14 protein-coding genes are annotated in these 16,289 nt (G+C 47.4%); 11 read left to right on the top strand and 3 right to left on the bottom strand.

What is annotated here, in order from left to right; genetic code table 11:
• The first annotated feature begins 167 nt into the window (after nucleotides 1-167).
• From BEQ56_00295 to BEQ56_00255, 9 genes are all read left to right on the top strand, one after another.
• Nucleotides 168-1,415 (top strand): hypothetical protein, encoded by a 1,248-nt coding sequence (locus BEQ56_00295; protein AOH42061.1) that lies wholly within the window; start codon nucleotides 168-170, stop codon nucleotides 1,413-1,415.
• Nucleotides 1,416-2,149: 734 nt separating this feature from the next.
• Entirely contained in the window at nucleotides 2,150-3,148 is a 999-nt protein-coding gene (locus BEQ56_00290) for a BMP family ABC transporter substrate-binding protein (GenBank protein ID AOH42060.1), read from the top strand.
• Nucleotides 3,149-3,227: 79 nt separating this feature from the next.
• Nucleotides 3,228-4,760, top strand: a complete 1,533-nt coding sequence (locus tag BEQ56_00285; GenBank protein AOH42059.1) for a heme ABC transporter ATP-binding protein — start codon at nucleotides 3,228-3,230, stop codon at nucleotides 4,758-4,760.
• A 43-nt stretch (nucleotides 4,761-4,803) separates the two neighbouring features.
• Nucleotides 4,804-5,832, top strand: a complete 1,029-nt coding sequence (locus tag BEQ56_00280) for an ABC transporter permease (protein ID AOH42058.1) — start codon at nucleotides 4,804-4,806, stop codon at nucleotides 5,830-5,832.
• Nucleotides 5,822-6,766 carry a branched-chain amino acid ABC transporter permease gene (locus tag BEQ56_00275; protein AOH42057.1) on the top strand — a complete coding sequence of 315 codons (945 nt, stop codon included), beginning with the start codon at nucleotides 5,822-5,824 and terminating at the stop codon, nucleotides 6,764-6,766. Before BEQ56_00280 ends, BEQ56_00275 begins: the two co-directional genes overlap by 11 nt.
• Nucleotides 6,767-6,795: 29 nt before the next feature.
• Nucleotides 6,796-7,245, top strand: coding sequence for a hypothetical protein (locus BEQ56_00270; protein ID AOH44323.1), 450 nt, complete (start codon nucleotides 6,796-6,798; stop codon nucleotides 7,243-7,245).
• Nucleotides 7,246-7,298: 53 nt separating this feature from the next.
• Complete coding sequence (locus BEQ56_00265) at nucleotides 7,299-9,638, top strand: xanthine dehydrogenase molybdenum-binding subunit XdhA (GenBank protein ID AOH42056.1); 2,340 nt, start codon at nucleotides 7,299-7,301, stop codon at nucleotides 9,636-9,638.
• A gap of 16 nt (nucleotides 9,639-9,654) precedes the next feature.
• Nucleotides 9,655-10,542, top strand: coding sequence for a xanthine dehydrogenase FAD-binding subunit XdhB (locus BEQ56_00260; GenBank protein AOH42055.1), 888 nt, complete (start codon nucleotides 9,655-9,657; stop codon nucleotides 10,540-10,542).
• Entirely contained in the window at nucleotides 10,535-11,011 is a 477-nt protein-coding gene (locus BEQ56_00255) for a xanthine dehydrogenase (GenBank protein ID AOH42054.1), read from the top strand. The genes BEQ56_00260 and BEQ56_00255 overlap by 8 nt, the downstream gene beginning before the upstream one ends.
• A gap of 59 nt (nucleotides 11,012-11,070) precedes the next feature.
• Here the strand turns inward: BEQ56_00255 and BEQ56_00250 are convergent, their stop codons facing one another.
• From BEQ56_00250 to BEQ56_00240, 3 genes are read right to left on the bottom strand one after another with little or no spacing between them, the layout of a single operon-like run.
• Nucleotides 11,071-11,829 (bottom strand): sugar isomerase, encoded by a 759-nt coding sequence (locus BEQ56_00250; GenBank protein ID AOH42053.1) that lies wholly within the window; start codon nucleotides 11,827-11,829, stop codon nucleotides 11,071-11,073.
• 21 nt (nucleotides 11,830-11,850) lie between these two features.
• Complete coding sequence (locus BEQ56_00245) at nucleotides 11,851-13,038, bottom strand: N-acetylglucosamine-6-phosphate deacetylase (protein AOH42052.1); 1,188 nt, start codon at nucleotides 13,036-13,038, stop codon at nucleotides 11,851-11,853.
• Between the two features lie 12 nt (nucleotides 13,039-13,050).
• On the bottom strand, nucleotides 13,051-13,809 hold the full coding sequence (locus BEQ56_00240) for a glucosamine-6-phosphate deaminase (protein ID AOH42051.1): 759 nt from the start codon (nucleotides 13,807-13,809) through the stop codon (nucleotides 13,051-13,053).
• A 212-nt stretch (nucleotides 13,810-14,021) separates the two neighbouring features.
• Between BEQ56_00240 and BEQ56_00235 the strand changes: the two genes are divergently transcribed.
• On the top strand, nucleotides 14,022-14,951 hold the full coding sequence (locus BEQ56_00235) for a hypothetical protein (protein AOH42050.1): 930 nt from the start codon (nucleotides 14,022-14,024) through the stop codon (nucleotides 14,949-14,951).
• 321 nt (nucleotides 14,952-15,272) lie between these two features.
• Complete coding sequence (locus BEQ56_00230) at nucleotides 15,273-16,289, top strand: hypothetical protein (GenBank protein AOH42049.1); 1,017 nt, start codon at nucleotides 15,273-15,275, stop codon at nucleotides 16,287-16,289.

Below are 16,289 nucleotides of genomic sequence, written 5' to 3'. Positions count from 1 at the left end.
GGTGCGTTTCGTAACAAAGTTACTTAACTGGCTTGTGATGTATTATAATTTCCAAGACGGTAAAAAGAAAGTGAGATTAAGCCGTAAATCAGGGATGAAAATCATATTGCTCTGGTGATTTGGAAAATTCTTCTATATTTTCCAGAAAGAAGGATCAGAAAGCTCTAATGCTCGTTGGAAACAATACTGTAGCTAAACCGTTTCAATTAAAGGTGTCGAATCGCAAATTGATCATGAACGTGCTGAAAAAAGGAGGCGCTTTTTCAATTGCGGATATTTCTTCAGTAACGGGAATCAGCCGTCAGACTGTAACCAAAGCAATAGACCATTTTATTGCAACGAAAATCGTCGTTTCAATCGGGAAAGGCGATTCGACAGACTCCGGCGGGAAGAAACCTGTCCTTTTCAGCCTGACGCCGGAATTAAAGTTTATGGTTATTTTGACGCGGGTCCGGTATTTCACGATCAGTCTTTATTCGTTAGCCGCCGAAGCCGCAATCGCGGCGACGGAAAGAATTCCAATTCCAATCCAAGGGAGCTTTGACGATTTTTTGCGCTTGATCCGACAAAAATCGAGTGATTTTATGTCGGATCAGAATATTGCGGAAGAAGTTATCTATGGAATATCGCTGATCGTCCCAGGGGTTGTAGAAGGGAATCAGGTTTTACGATTTAATCCGTTTAATAAGAATTGGGGACAGGACATTCCAATTGCCGAAAAAATGAATAAACTCTTTGAAAAGGCGAAAGTGATTTTCATTGACAATATCAGTCGCGTCGCAGGTATCGGGACGATACGAAATTCTGCGAATCGATTCCAATATTCGCGCGTTGTAACGCTTTATACTTTTGAGGGGATCGCAGGCTGCCTCTTCCATCAGGGAGAGTTAATCAGTCTGTCAAGCCCGATTATCGGGGAATTTGGGCATATGTTAATAGATCCGGATTCGTCGATTATTTGCAATTGCGGATGCTATGGCTGCTTTGAGGCGCTGGTTTCGCCCGTTTCAATCCGGAATAGAATTCAATCTGAGCCCGACCTCGAATCATTTTTAACCTTTGTTGGTAAACCGCTGAATGAAATTCTTTTTTGCGATATTGTCTCAGGGTCAGATCGTGGGTTCGTATGCTGTATCGACGAGTTGGCCAGGCTGGCTTCATATTTTGCCCGAGTGTTTTACAATATCGCGGTCGTTTATGACCCTGATATTTTCGTTATCGAAGGATATTATGCTTGCTATAACCGCTTGTTTGAAGACGCGGTCAGAGACCAATTATCCAATTCAATCATTATTCCTCCGAGTCGGTATTATCGACTGGAATCTGACGCAACGCCGTTGGAGGAGTTAGAGCTGTCGGGCGCAATTTATAAATTAAAAGAGCATTTTTTTTCGGATGATGCGATCTATTATTAGTGGGGTGCAGGGAAAGAAAAGCCCTGAGGTGAAAAGTAAATTTAGCGCTTTTTCCTCTCGATTAACTGAATTGACAAGTCCGTGTCCAGAATAATCTTTGAAAAATGAAGCGATAGATTTGATGTGTTCCTGAATAATAAACACAAGGAAGCCGCAGATTACGTCTAACGGGGTCATCTGAAGAGGAAAAAGGACGAGAAGATAACTAATTATGGCTTGTAAGATTGTGGAGTAAGGCACATTTTTTAGAGAACACCGGGCATCGAAAGGGAAATAAGAAAATGCAACCTTTATTGGAAAAGGATAAGGGCCGAAGATTGTAAAAGGATAAGGGCCGAAGATTGTAAAAGGTAAACTGATCCTGTATTCCCGGATATATTTTTGTCAGGTTAAATCGTTTAATCTCGCTGTGCTCAGTGAAAAAAGATAGAGTAGATATCCCGCTTCTATTCAACGAATGAATATTTTTTAATTGATACGCCGGATTCATTATAAATTTGCGCGCAGTCTTAATTTGCATTAATTTCTAAAAATATTGATAGTATAAGAAAATTAACAACAACGAATAGCGTCGTTAAAAACAATATGTGTCTATACTATGTGAACAATATCATAATTTGAACGGGAAAAAATCCGGCTGAATTAGTACCTTTTGACAGTTGACAGACATTTTTTCAAAGCTTAGAATATTCTACATATTTTGCGCTTTGTGTAAAAATAAAAGGAGATAAGTAATGAAGAAGGTATTGACTGTTCTTTCAGTGGTGTTTGTATTGGTTATGGTTTTCTTCTGCTCAGGCGCTGTATCGGCGGCTGATAAATTGAAAGTCGCTCTCGTTTTGCCCGGAAAAGCGGACGACGTTTCGTTTAATCAGGCGATGTATCGCGGTGCGATGGCGTTTGCGGCGCTGCATCCAGACGCTATTGAATTGAAGGTCGTCGAAGGCGTTTATGACGTTGCGGATATAGATCCGACCTTGCGTGATTATGCCGACGCGGGATATGACGTTATTATTGGGCATGGGTATCAATTTACGGAACCAGTTGATACCGTCGCGGAGCAATATCCTGAGGTTGTATTCTTGCTTGGTTGTGGGGTAAAATATCGCGCGAATTCCCAAATTTATGACGTTCAGCTCGAGGCGGGCGGTTATCTGATGGGCGTTGTCGCCGCGTTAGCGACCCAATCCGGTAAGGTTGGCGTGATTGGCGGCGGCGAAGGTTCGGAGATTACCCGTGGGCATGAGGGATTTAAGGCTGGCGCGAAGTTTATCAATCCTGATATTGATATTCAAGAAGTATATACCGGAGACTGGAACGATACAACTGGGGCATATGAAGCGGCGATTGGAATGTATGATTCCGGCGTCGACGTAATCTGGCATTCTGGCGATGGGATTGGACTGGGCGTCGTTCAGGCTGCGGAAGAAAAAGATCAATATGTGCTTGGTAACGTTGAGGATCAATACACGCTCGCCCCGAAGAACGTTCTTTCCGGGCTGCAGTATGAATGGGGCAACGCGTTGGAACGGATCTTTGCCTCCATTAACAATGGCTCGTTTATTCATGAAGGCAAGAAAGAAACGATCATGATTAACGTCGAAAATAAAGGCTTGACGATGACGGAATTGAATGACGTGAAGGGCTGGCTGTCGGATGAGGACGTTGAAAAGATCGCGGATATTTATTCGAAGCTTGGCGAAAACGCGATTGATCTTCCGGTCGTTCCCTGATTCTATATTCTGAAGAAGAGCGCAGCTTTGCCGTGCTCTTCTTTCAAATAAGCATATCGCTTTCTTAGAGGAAGAAAATATGGATACCCTTGCTGTCAAAATGAGAGGGATTACGAAGTCTTTCAATGGCGTTAACGCAAATGACCATGTTGATTTCGATGTATGGAAAGGTTCGATTCATGGACTTCTCGGAGAAAATGGGGCTGGGAAAACGACTTTGATGAACGTCCTGTACGGGCTGTACCGGCAAGAAGAAGGGACGATTGCAATTAACGGACAGCCTGTTGATATTTCGTCTCCGACGAAAGCGATCGCGTTGGGGATTGGCATGGTTCATCAGCACTTTATGCTGGCCCGTCCGTTATCCGTTGTTGAAAACGTCATGTTAGGAAAAAAGTCTCGCCGGGGTTTTTTGCTCGATACGGATAAAACGGCTCGCGAGCTAAGCGAGTTATCCTCGCGATACAGGATGGGTATTGATCCTTATTCAAAAATCTGGCAGCTTTCCGTCGGAGAACAGCAACGGGTTGAGATTCTCTCCGCAATCTATCTGGGCGCGGAAATTTTGATTCTGGATGAGCCGACCGCCGTTTTAACACCGCAGGAAACGGAAATTTTCTTTGATACTTTACGTGAAATGCGCGACGATGGCAAGTCGATCATTCTTATTACGCATAAGCTCGAAGAAATTTTATCGATTGTCGACGAAGTAACCGTGTTGCGAAACGGCCGTTTGATCGCGTCGAAGCGTATCGACGAGATGGTTACAAAAGACGAGTTGACGCGAATGATGGTTGGGCGCGACGTTCTGTTTCAATTTCCCCCGCTTATGCGTCAGTCGGGCGAGGTCAGGCTGCGTTTAGAGGGCGTCTGTGCGATGAACGACAAGGGTGTTCCGGCGTTGAATGATTTTTCGCTTGAGTTGAAGGAAGGCGAAATCGTTGGTTTAGCGGGCGTAGATGGAAATGGTCAGAAAGAACTTTGTGAGGTGCTGACCGGTTTACGCTCTGCGATTTCGGGGCGAATGGAACTTGACGGGGAAGACGTTACAAACCGTGATCCGGCGTCTTATATTGAAAAGCGCGTTTCGCATATCCCTGAAGATCGGCATACGACCGGGTTAGCGTTAAACTGGAGTCTTAAAAACAACCTGGTCTTAAAAAATTTCGGGAAATTTCCGATTTGCAGTCATAAAATAATTCAATCAAAGCAAGTCGAAGAGAATTGGGAACGCGCGGAAAAAGAATATAAGATTTTCGCTGTCGATGGCGATGAACGCGCGCGGTCGCTTTCCGGTGGCAATCAGCAAAAGGTCATTTTGGCAAGAGAATTAAACAGCGACCCTCGCGTCCTGATCGCGAATCAGCCGACTCGTGGACTGGACGTCGGCGCGGCGGAATACGTCCGGACCCGGATTATCGAAGCCAGGAACAGCGGAACTGCCTGTCTGGTTATCTCCGCGGATTTGGAAGAAATCTTACAGCTTTCGGATCGTATCGCCGTGATTTACAGCGGGATGCTAATGGGGATTCTTCCGCGCGGAAGCGACCTGCTGGAAATCGGCGCGTTGATGATGGGGAAGAGGGCGGAGGATCTTCAAGTTGAAAAGTAGGCTGTTGTTCAAAATTGCTCTGGAAATCAGTGGAACTGTCTTGATGGTTATCGCAGCTTTGTTAATTGGCGCGATTTTAGTTGTTATGTCGGAAAACAGTCCGGCGGAGGCCTATCGTGCGATGATCCTGGGGGCGTTTGGGTCTAAGCAGAAAATAACCGAAGTCGTTGTTAAACTGATTCCAATCCTGATTATGGCGTCAGGCGTGTCCGTTGCGTTCCGTGCGCAGTTATGGAATATCGGCGCGGGAGGACAGTTTCTGATCGGGTCGATTGTTTCCGTCGCTATTGCTCTTTATCTTCCTGTCCCGCTATGGCTTCGCGTGCCGCTGTCGTTTGTTGCGGCGGTTATAGCTGGGGCAGGGTGGGCTGCGCTTGCCGGCTGGCTGAAAACGAAATTCAGCGCGAATGAAGTTATTACAACGTTAATGCTGAATTACATTGCGCATTATTTGCTGCTTTATTTGATTAATGGTCCGATGCAGGATCCATACAGCGATTTGCCGCAGACAGATGTGATTCCGGATGGGATGCGCCTGGCGAAAATTATCGGTCCGACCTTTCGGCTGCATTCCGGATTGTTTATTATGATGGCTGTGGTTGTGCTGATGATTTTTTTCTGGAAAACGGCGCTGGGATATCGGATCGACCTTACCGGCCAGGGGGAGAAGGTCGCGACGTACGCAGGAATCCAGGTTAAGAAAACCATTATTTTGACAATGGCGATTTCCGGGGGTTTGATCGGGCTTGCGGGCTGGATTGAAATTTTTGGCATACAGTTCCGTTTATTGGATGGAATTGCCGGAGGTTTAGGCAATACTGCTACGATTGTTGCGCTGCTTGGATCTTTGAACGTTTATGGCATTATCGCCGCAGCGATCTTTTTCGCTGCGCTGCTTTGCGGTGGGGCGTCGATGAAACGGATGACGGACATTCCGTACTCGGTTGTCGACGTTATTCAGGGTCTGATTATTATATTTGTGATTGCGAAGAGCGTTTTCAGCGAGCATAGCGAGCGCTTTAATATCATGCGTCTGATGTGTAAGAAAGAAGCGGGTGGACATGCTGAATGAAATTCTGTCGATCGGTTTTTTTACCAGCCTGCTCGCGGGGACGATTCGGCTGGCTACGCCGATCCTGATGCCTGCGCTGGGTCAGATTTATACGCAGCGCGCCGGGATATTAAATCTCGGGGTAGAAGGGACGATGCTGATTGCTTCGATCCTCGGATTTGCCGCCGTGGCGTCCGGCGCCAGCTTATGGGTCGGCTTTATTGTGGGAATTATTACCGGCGCCGTTTACGCTTTGCTGATGGCGTGGCTCAGCGTAACTCTCCGTGTGAATCAGGTTATTGCTGGAATCGGGATGAACGTGCTCGCGACGGGGTTGGCTGCGTATATTTATCGGCTTCTTTTCGGAATTCGCGCGCTTCCCGCTAAGATTACGTCTTTCCCCGCCGTCAATATTCCATGGCTTTCAGGAATTCCATATCTCGGTACGATTTTATTTCAGCATAATATTCTGGTGTATCTTGCTTTCGCGATGGTCCCGCTGACCTGGTTTTTTCTGGAAAAGACAATGTTCGGGTTGAAGATTAAGATGGTGGGGGAACATCCAAGAGCCGCCGATTCCAGGGGAATCAGCGTTCCCTGGATTCGCTATGCGGCGGTGGTGATCGGCGGCGCTTACGCTGGCGCCGGCGGGGTTTTTATGACCATCGCTTATTTGAATATGTTTACGGAATCCGTTATTGGCGGTTTCGGGTATATCGCGGTGTCCGTCGTTATTTTTGGACGTTTTGATCCTTATCGGGCGATGGGCGGCGCGCTGCTGTTTGGGTTTGCTTCGGCGCTTCAGGTTCGGCTTCAGGCGCTGGGATCAGGAATTCCATCGCAGCTGCTATTGATGCTGCCGTATGCTCTGACGATCGCGGCGCTGATCTTCGCTTCCAAAAAGGCGGAGTTCCCGAGCGCATATACGATTCCTTACTCACGGATGGAGCGGTAATCGTGTTTAAATATTTAACGGGTATTACGATTCTGTTCGCTGTATTCTTCGCTTCAGGCTGGACCTCGTACGAGCCCGATCTCGATCGGGCGGAAGAGAGGGCCAATGCGTATGCGGACGCGATTAATCATGATTATCGGGAGCCTGAGAAAATTTATCGATTCCTGACCGCTGAAATTCGTTCCGCCATCAGCGAGGAGGCGTTTTGCGAGGCTTTTGCGAAGGAACGAAGCTATCCTTATATTACCCCGCTTTATATTTTTTATCCGGAATTGACAATTGCCCCAGACAGGAAGGCGGCTCGGGTCGTTTTCAAACAGGCGGCTCGGATCGTTGGGATGGAATATACGGTTCGGCTGGTATATGAAAACGGAGATTACTACGTTGAAGATTGGGAGCGATTTATTGACGGGAGCTATCTTAATAAGTTTGATCATATTTCTTATTCGTTAGATTGGTATTACGATATCGTCGATTGATTTAATTTGCATATAGCGGGAACATTCAGGTAGTTTGTCAAAGGAGGTTTGTTTTGGGTATTAAAAGAAATGTCGTTCGCCTGGACGCTGTCCAGAAAGCGACCGGGGAAGCAAAATATGTTGAGGATCTGATCCCTGTCGGTGCGCTTCACGGCAAGATGGTTCGCAGTACGATCGCGAATGGGATGGTAAAGTCGATCGATACTTCTGAAGCGTTGAAAATGCCGGGCGTTGAATTAATTTTGACGTGTTTCGACGTCCCGAAAAATTTATTCGCGACTTCGGGGCATCCGCTTTCTCTGGATCCGAACCACACTGATACGAAGGATAAGCTTATTCTTGAACAGCGCGTCAGATATTATGGAGACGATATCGCGGTTGTCGTCGCGGATACGCCGTTGAACGCAAGACTTGCGGCTGAAAAAGTTAAAGTAACGTACGAGGTATTTGAGCCTTTGCTGACGCCGGCTGCGGCGATTCATCACCCCTGTACAATTCATGAATTCAGACCTGGGAACGAATTGTCTCGAATGGATTTCAATATTTCGCCGGAAGGAGAAGTAAATTTCTATACAGGGAAGTTTTCGACGGAGAAGGAAATTGCCGGGCGGGAGGATCTGGTTGGCGTTCAGTATTATGTCCCGATGGTGAACGCCTGTCATATTGAGCCGAACGGTTGCTTCGCTTATATGGAAGGGCGGAAGTTGATTATCTGTTCCTGCAACCAGGTTCCTTTTACGCTGCGGCGAAATGTGGCGGAAGCTGTTGGGATTCCGGTCGGCGATATCCGCGTCATCCGACCTTATATCGGCGGCGGTTTTGGAAATAAACAGGACACCATGTACGAGCCGATCGTTGCTTTATGTACAATGAAATTGGGCGGACGTCCGGTCGCGATCATTCTTACGAGAGAAGAAACTTTTACTTCTACCCGCGTTCGGCATGCTTTTGATATGCTGATTAAATCCGAGGTCGACGCAGCGGGAAAAATGATCAAGCGCGGTTTGCGGATCAATTCAAATGGAGGGGCGTATGCGGCGCATACGCATGCGGTTACCGCTTACGCAATAACGAACAATTTCCAAAATTACCCGACCTCGGGCGTTCAGGTTGGGGAGTCGTCGACGGCATACACGAATCTGCCTTCGGCCGCGGCGCTCAGGGGTTACGGTATTCCGCAGCTGGCTTTTGCGATGGAGTCCGAAATGGACGATATCGCGCTTGCGCACGGATGGGATCCGGTTGACCTGAGGCTGAAAAATATTCAAACCGACGGATTTGTTGACCCGTTTGATAAATTTGTTGTGTCCAGTTGTGGAATGCAGGGCTGTATTCAGAGGGGCCGCGAAGTTTCCGGCTGGGATCGTAAGCGGAAAGAATATTCCGAATTTAATAAGACGTCGAAGAATATCAAAAAGGGTATCGGAATGGCCTGCTTCTCATATAAGACCGGCGTCTGGCCAATTCAAGTTGAGAACGCGTCCTGCCGAATTGTGATGAATGAGGATGGAACCGCTGTGATTCAAGTTGGGGCAACTGAGATCGGGCAAGGTTCAGACACGGTTTTTTGCCAGATGGTTTCCGAGATTACGACGATTCCAGAAAATCGCCTGACGTTAATTCCATACTGCGATACGGACGTATCTCCGTATGACAGCGGCGCGTATGCCTCCCGCCAGACTTATGTGTCTGGCGGCGCTGTCAGAAAAGCGGCGGAACTCTTGCGTGGAAAGCTTCTGGCGCGCGCCGCGGCGGTATATGATCAGGCTTATGAGTCCCTCTGTCTCGAGAGCGAGAAGATTAAGAATATTGAGACCGGGCAAATTATTTGCACTATTGGACAGCTTTGTACGTTCATGAATCATACCAACGATCATGTGACAATGACGGAGCATCTTACCGCCGAAGCGACCTACACCGCGCAGTCGATCTGTTTTTCCTATGGCGTCAGCTATATCGATCTTGATGTCGACGTTCCTTTGGGAAAGGTCAAAATTAACAAAGTCTACTCGGTTCATGATAGCGGGCAGATTTTGAATCCTGCGCTTTCTCATGGTCAGCTCCATGGCGGTATCGCGATGGGGCTTGGGTATGCGCTTGGCGAGCAGCTGCTTTTTGATCCGAAGACAGGGCGCCCCTTGAATAATAATTTGCTTGATTATAAGACGCCAACGGCTATGGATATGCCTGAGATTGAGACTTATTTCGTCGAGACGTTTGAGCCGTCAGGGCCCTTCGGAAATAAAGGGCTGGCCGAACCGCCGCTTATTCCGCAGGCGCCCGCCGTCCGAAACGCAATCCTCCACGCTACAGGGATCGGCGTTTTTAACCTGCCGATGAATCCGCAAAGCCTTGTCCATGCGTTTATTGAAGCTGGCCTGATCCAGAACTGAAAAGGAGCTTTTCGCCATGTATGATATTAAGACAACTTTCCGCGCTGAGAGCGTCCAGGACGCGCTTCGGCTTCTTTCGGAGAATCAGGGTGCGGTGATTGTTTGCGGTGGAACGGACGTTATGATCCGGCTGAGGGAATTGAAGCTGCGTCAGGCGACGCTGATCAGTATTTTAGATATCCCTGAGCTTTGCGGCGTACGGTTGGAGGAGAACGGCGACCTTTTGATCGGGGCGGGAACCTGTTTCAGCTTATTGCATTCTGACCCTTTGATCCGGCGTTGCGTTCCGATCTTAGCGGAAGTAAGCCGTCAGGTAGGCAGTCCGCAGATTCGGAATATTGCTACGATCGGCGGGAATATCTGCAACGGGGCGGTCAGCGCGGATTCCGCCCCCTCGCTTCTCGTTCTTGACGCCCGATTAGAGCTTGCAAGCTCCGGCGGTTCGCGAACTCTTCCGATTCGTGAGTTTTATACAGGCCCTGGGAAAACGGTATTGAAAGCGGAAGAAGAGATTCTGACAGGAATCCGGATTCCGCGCGAGAAGTATGCGGAACATGGCGGCTGTTACCTTAAGTTCGGAATGCGCAACGCGATGGAAATTTCGACGTTGGGCTGTGCGGTTAATCTTGCTTTATTCGGCAACGGAACCATTCGTGATTTTGCGATTGCGTTTGGCGTTGCCGCTCCGACTCCGATTCGCTGCCCGAAAGCTGAAGCGATGATGATTGGGAAAAAGCCGGCTCCCTCGGTCATTCAGGCTTTGCAGGACGCGGTTCTTCTTGAGACGCAGCCCCGCGAAAGCTGGCGGGCTTCAAAGGAACTGCGCTTGCAGCTTATCCGCGAATTAAGCGCGCGCGCAACCGCGCAGGCGATTGAAACTTTGGGAGGTGAAATTCATGTTTAGAACGATTCACATGACCGTAAATGGCAAACCTGTTGAAATATCGGTTGACGAGCGGGAAAGTCTTACCGATACGCTGCGTGAAAGATTAGGTCTGAAAAGCGTTAAAAAAGGATGTGAAGTAGGCGAATGCGGTGCGTGTACGGTTCTGATTGACGGCGTATCTAAAAACAGCTGTATTTATCTCACTGTCTGGGCTGATGGACATGAAATTATCACGGTTGAAGGTATTCGCGGAAAGAATGGACTATTGCATCCCGTTCAGCAGGCTTTTGTCGATGAAGCCGCTATTCAATGCGGTTTCTGTACGCCGGGCCTGATCCTGACGGGGGTTGAGTTGGTCAATAGCGGAAAAAAATATACGCGCGCCGAACTTCGGGAACAGATTTCCGGGCATTTATGCCGTTGTACTGGATATGAAAATATCCTGCGCGCTTTAGAGAAGGTCGTCGGCACGGAAAGCGGACGATAATTTGAATTAGGAAAAATGCCCCGAAGGAGGTTTTTTCGGGGCATAATCAATAACGATCACTACAATAGTCGAACTTTCCCTTTGAATCGTGAAATGAATCGTGCGTTCCATTCGTCTCCGCCTGGACAGTTTCCACTTTTCCAGATTGGTACTTCTACGCCGTGGGATTTAAGAATTGAAGCCGCGGTCATCATCAGACAATTTAACGCGAATGCGTTGCAAAGCGTTGACACCGCGCCCATCTTTTGATCAAGTCCATCGATTTCAATTACTGCGTCGCCAACCGGGACTTTTGTGTCGATATAGTAATCGCAGGCTTGGTAAAGGTTGATTTTGGAGGGATGACGGGCCGGGTGATCTTCTGGGATCTGGTTTGCGTGGGTGATTGAGGTAACTGCAATTGTTGTCGCGCCTGATGATTTCGCGGTGAACGCTGCGTCAAGGCACGCAGCATTGATTCCGTATGCGTTCGCAATAATCAGCAGGTCTCCGGATCCGATTCCGTTATCTTCTACGACAATTTTTCCGTATCCGGCGGTTCGCTCGATCGCCATGGATCGGAGCGCACCGCTGGACAGCATTGTTCCCTCGTCCAGGATTGCGTTAATATGCAGTAATCCACCTGCCCGAAAGAAGATTTCCATCGCGTTCATGTTGGAATGGCCGCCTGGCCCCCAGATATGAATCAGTTTATCTTTTTCGATCTGATCCGCTATTAAGCCTGCCGCGATCCCGATCCGTTCGTTTTCTTCTTCTTTAATTCGCGTTAAATATTCGACTATCTGATCAAAGTATGATTGTGTAATTTCCTGCCCCATTTTTATCGCCTTTCCTTGTTTTCAAATCATTGTTTCTTCTTCGATTTTTTTGCCTGCGTAAAAAACCGCTTGAATATTTACGTTTTCATCGAAAATTACAATGTCCGCATCTTTCCCAGGCAAAAGGCGGCCCTTCAGGTCGTCGATTTTCAGTAATTTGGCTGGGTTCTCCGTGATCATTTTGATTGTGTCCGTTAATGGAACATTAGCCTTTTTCCACATGGTTCGCACAAGCCGGTCCGCCGTTGCGATACTGCCTGCAAAAGCGCTTCTATCTGGAAGTTTCGCAACGCCGTCTTCAATAATGCAGGGCTTCCCATTTTCAAGGCTGCCGGCGATTGAGGTCGCAACGTCAAGCCCGGCCGGCCGCAGCGAGTCGGTTACTAAGCTGACACGGTCGACGCCTTTGCATTTTACAACCATGTTCAGTAGTTCCGGCGGAAGATGGCAGCCGTCGGCAATGACTTCAACCGTAAGCTCATCTAAGCAATATGCGCTTTCGGTGACGCCGAGGATTCGGAATCCGCTTTTTCGCGTGATGGTCGAAGTGCAGGAGTACAGGTGCGTAACGTGAGTATATCCATGCTGAATCGCCTCAACGCAATCAGCATAGGTCGCGTCGGTATGTGCGATGGAGGGTAATATTCCGTTTGCCGTTAGAAAGTCTCCCATCTCCATTGCGCCTGTACGTTCTGGAGCGACTGACCAACGAACGATAGCGCCATCCGCAAGGTCAATAATTCGTCGATATTCGGCGGGGTCTGGGTCTCTGATATATTGCGGGTCTTGGGCGCCCTTCTGGTTCATGGCGAAGTAAGGCCCTTCCATATGAAGTCCGTGAAGGCACTGCGTGTTTTTTTGCTTTGCCTGAGCTTCCCGGAAAGCGGCGACACTCCGGATTAATTCCGCTTCCGAGGCGGAGAGTGTCGTAGGGATGATGGTTGTGGTTCCATGTCTCAGGTGCATTTGGCATGCGCCGATGAACGCGTCCAGCGTTCCGTCCATGAAGTCATGTCCGCCGCCTCCGTGGGTATGCGTGTCGATAAACCCTGCCGAAGCGTACAAACCAGAAAAGTCATAGACGATTCCCTCGTCTATTTCGGCTCCCAACGGCAGAATTGCGCTTATTCTTCGATTTTCAACGAGAATATGTCCAGATTGAATTTCCCCTCCGTCAACAATTCTTACGTTCTTAATAAGGGTCTTCATGCTGACCTCTGCCTAAAGTAAAGCGCTGCTGTCAGCGTCCAGGTATAGGGTCGAGTTTTTTGTCCTGCGAAGGATCGTGCATGGACAGCTTTCATGGATCGGGTCCTGAATCATGCGCTTGACAGCATTCGCTTTTGTAGCGGAGGGAACGACACAGAAACGAGTTCCCGCTGAGGTTAGCGTTGGAATTGTTAACGTAATCGCGTGGGTTGGCACTGCGGCAATTTCTGGAAAACAACCGTCATGAACCTGCTGCATTCTGCATGTTTCGTCTAACTCCACGACTTTTACGATTTTTTGATCCTGGAAATCGGCCGTGGGCGGATCGTTAAACGCAATATGCCCATTTTCGCCAATTCCCATGCATACGATATCGATCGGCTTTTCGGTGAGGAATCTTGCGTATTCTCGACACGCAGCTTCCGGATCTGAATTTTGTCCATCGATATAGCGGATGGACCGGAATTCACGGAGAGAAAAAATATGTCGTTGCAGGAAGTTCCCAAATGATTGAGGCGAGTCTTTTTCAAGTCCGATATATTCGTCCATATGAAATGCGTCAAATCGGTTGAATTCAATTGTTTTATCCGCAGCGATCGCAGATAGAAATTCAATTTGAGACGGCGCAGCTGCGAATATAATTCGAAGGAAATCTTTGGTCTCGAGAATTTTTTTTACATGTGCTGAGAAATCTTTTGCCGCGGCGGTTCCCATTTCTGATCTTGTGTTAAAAATTTTAATGTGCAAATCGTCTTTACAAAGCGTTTTCATGAAATTCCTTTCAGGCCATCCCGACTCTTTGGCGTCTTTCCTGACGGTGGATGCATTCTTTTTAATGCATTCAGGAGGCCGGTTTACGAATTATTATATTGAAGTCGGCGGTTGTGTTCCATGGATGTTTAATGGAAAAGAATGTAAAAAATTAATCTGGCCCGCTGTTTAGATGAGCGTTTTTTGAAACTTGATGCAGTATAATTTTTTTCATGGTCGGGGAAATTGTTGACGTATTATCCTATATCCGCGAAGAAATCAGGCCTGATAATCTTGGAAAATTTTATGTAAATTATTACGCTAAGCTGGGGCCAGGGATTGCCAACTTCCTTGGCGCTGGGGAAAAACAGGCTGCAGCCGAATTTCATCAGTTCTATGAAATTGCGATTCAGATAGATCAGAGCAGCGACATTCAAATCGGCGAGGATTTTTATCAGCTTTGCCGGAATCAGTTTTGTATCATCTCTCAGGGGATTTATCACTGTCTCCAGGGAATCTCTTATTCCAACCGTCCTGCGAAGATTCTTTGGATCAGCGTAACCAGCGAAATCGTTCGAACCGGCTATAGTATTTATTCTAAAGATGGAAAAAACAAGGTCTATGGGACTGACTTATATATCCCAGGAAATTTTATTGTCGGCGAGATCTGCGCGGAACAGGCGCTGAAACGGAGAGGCTCAGAGGAAGCTGTTACCAGTTACATTAAGGCTTTTTTATCGCTGCTGCTTCAGAAAATGAGCTTCAGCAGCGAATCCCCAGGTCATGTCTGGATGAATGCGGTTGTTTTCGAGCTTCAGCGGTACATTAAAGAGAGAATTCATGAGTCTCTTTCGCTTAACGATCTAAGCGATTACGTTTCGCTTTCACCGAATTACCTGAGCAAGCTATTTAAGCAGGTTACCGGTGAAACGATTACGGCGTATACGCAAAATATGAAGATCGCGCGATCGATCGAATACCTTTCGGATCCGACGATTTCTCTCAGCGAAATTGCTGCGCAATTGGGTTTTTACGACCAATTTCATTTTAGTAAGGTTTTTAAAGCTTATACTGGGTTGGCGCCTTCGCGATACCGAAAAGCACATTCAAGTCATTTTCCGCCTTTGTCCAGGGTTGGCGCTCCTCTGGATGTTGACGCTTAGCTGAATTCTGGTTTAATCGCCCCGGTTATTTATTTGAAAGAAACTGTTTTCATTTCTTTTTTTTAGCTTTGAAAAATAGAAGGATACATGAAAATTCCATAAATTTACATGGCAGAATATGCCCTAATTTCGTAAAATTTAATCGCGAATTGCATTGTAGCGGATTAAAACAGGATAAACCGGGAGTATTCGATTCTCTACTCCTTAAATAAAGCGTTTTTTCGATATGCTGATCTGCTTCATTGCAAAAAGTTCAATTCATAAAAAGGGGAGATAAAGATGAGAAGAAGTGTTTTGTGCGTATTGTGGTTTGTGTTGACGATGGTTCTCGTGGTCGGGTCTGCGGTTTTTGCCTTTGATTCGGCGCCTGGGGAAGGATATATTCCGACTGGAAAATTGGTCGTATATTGCGCAGGGAGCGAAGATGAGGTAGAAGTCCTGACAGAACTTTGGGAAGAGCGTTATCCAGATTGCGAAATCGAGTTTATTGTTAATGGTACGGGCGAACTTGCGGCGCGAATCGAAGCGGAAGCTGAGAACCCGCAGGGTGACGTTTTATTAGGCGGCTCTTATAGCGTTTACGCCGGGTTGGTCGATTTTCTTCAGCCGTATGTGTCTCCTGCTAAAGCTGAGTGTCTGCCGTCGTATTGCGGGGAAACGGATATGTATACTCCGATGCAGATTAATGTCAATACGATTATCGTGAATAATGAGATGATTTCTGATCTTGGTATTATTGTTGATGGATGGGAGTCGTTGACTGATGAGGCGCTGAAAGGGAATATCAGCTATGTTGACCCATCGGCCTCTTCGTCAGCTCGCGAGCAAGTGATTAACATGCTGGCGGCGATAGCGAAGAAGAATAATAATACGATGGATGACAATTGGGATTTCGTCAAAAAATACTTCGTCAATCTGGACAAAAAACTACAGAGCAGCTCCTTAAAAGTTCCGCAGGCGGTTGCGAATGGCGAATACGCAGTGGGTATTACAAACGAAGAACTCATCCTTCAGCTCATGCGTGATGGCGTCGACGTTTCGCCGGTTTACGCGAAAGAAGGAATTACGCTTCGCAATTCGTTCATGGGTGTCATTAAAAATAGCCGGAACGTCGATAATGCCAAGGCGTTTGTTGACTTTGTTATTTCCCGGGACGTTCAACAGGCTTTGGCGGATGTATGTCTGATGCGCTCGGTTCGTCCTGATGTCATGTTTACCGGGTTGGATAATGTTCCGGGGAGCGATGAGCTTCCTGCGATGAATTATCCGGTTGATTGGGTTGCCGAGAATACAGATCTGAAAACCCGGCTCCAGGAATTAATCAGTTCGATTAACTAA

Source organism: Anaerolineaceae bacterium oral taxon 439 (genome assembly GCA_001717545.1).
GTDB lineage: Bacteria > Chloroflexota > Anaerolineae > Anaerolineales > Anaerolineaceae > Flexilinea.
Note: the sequence above shows the minus strand (reverse complement) of the source record. Positions and strands in the feature narration are given on the sequence as shown.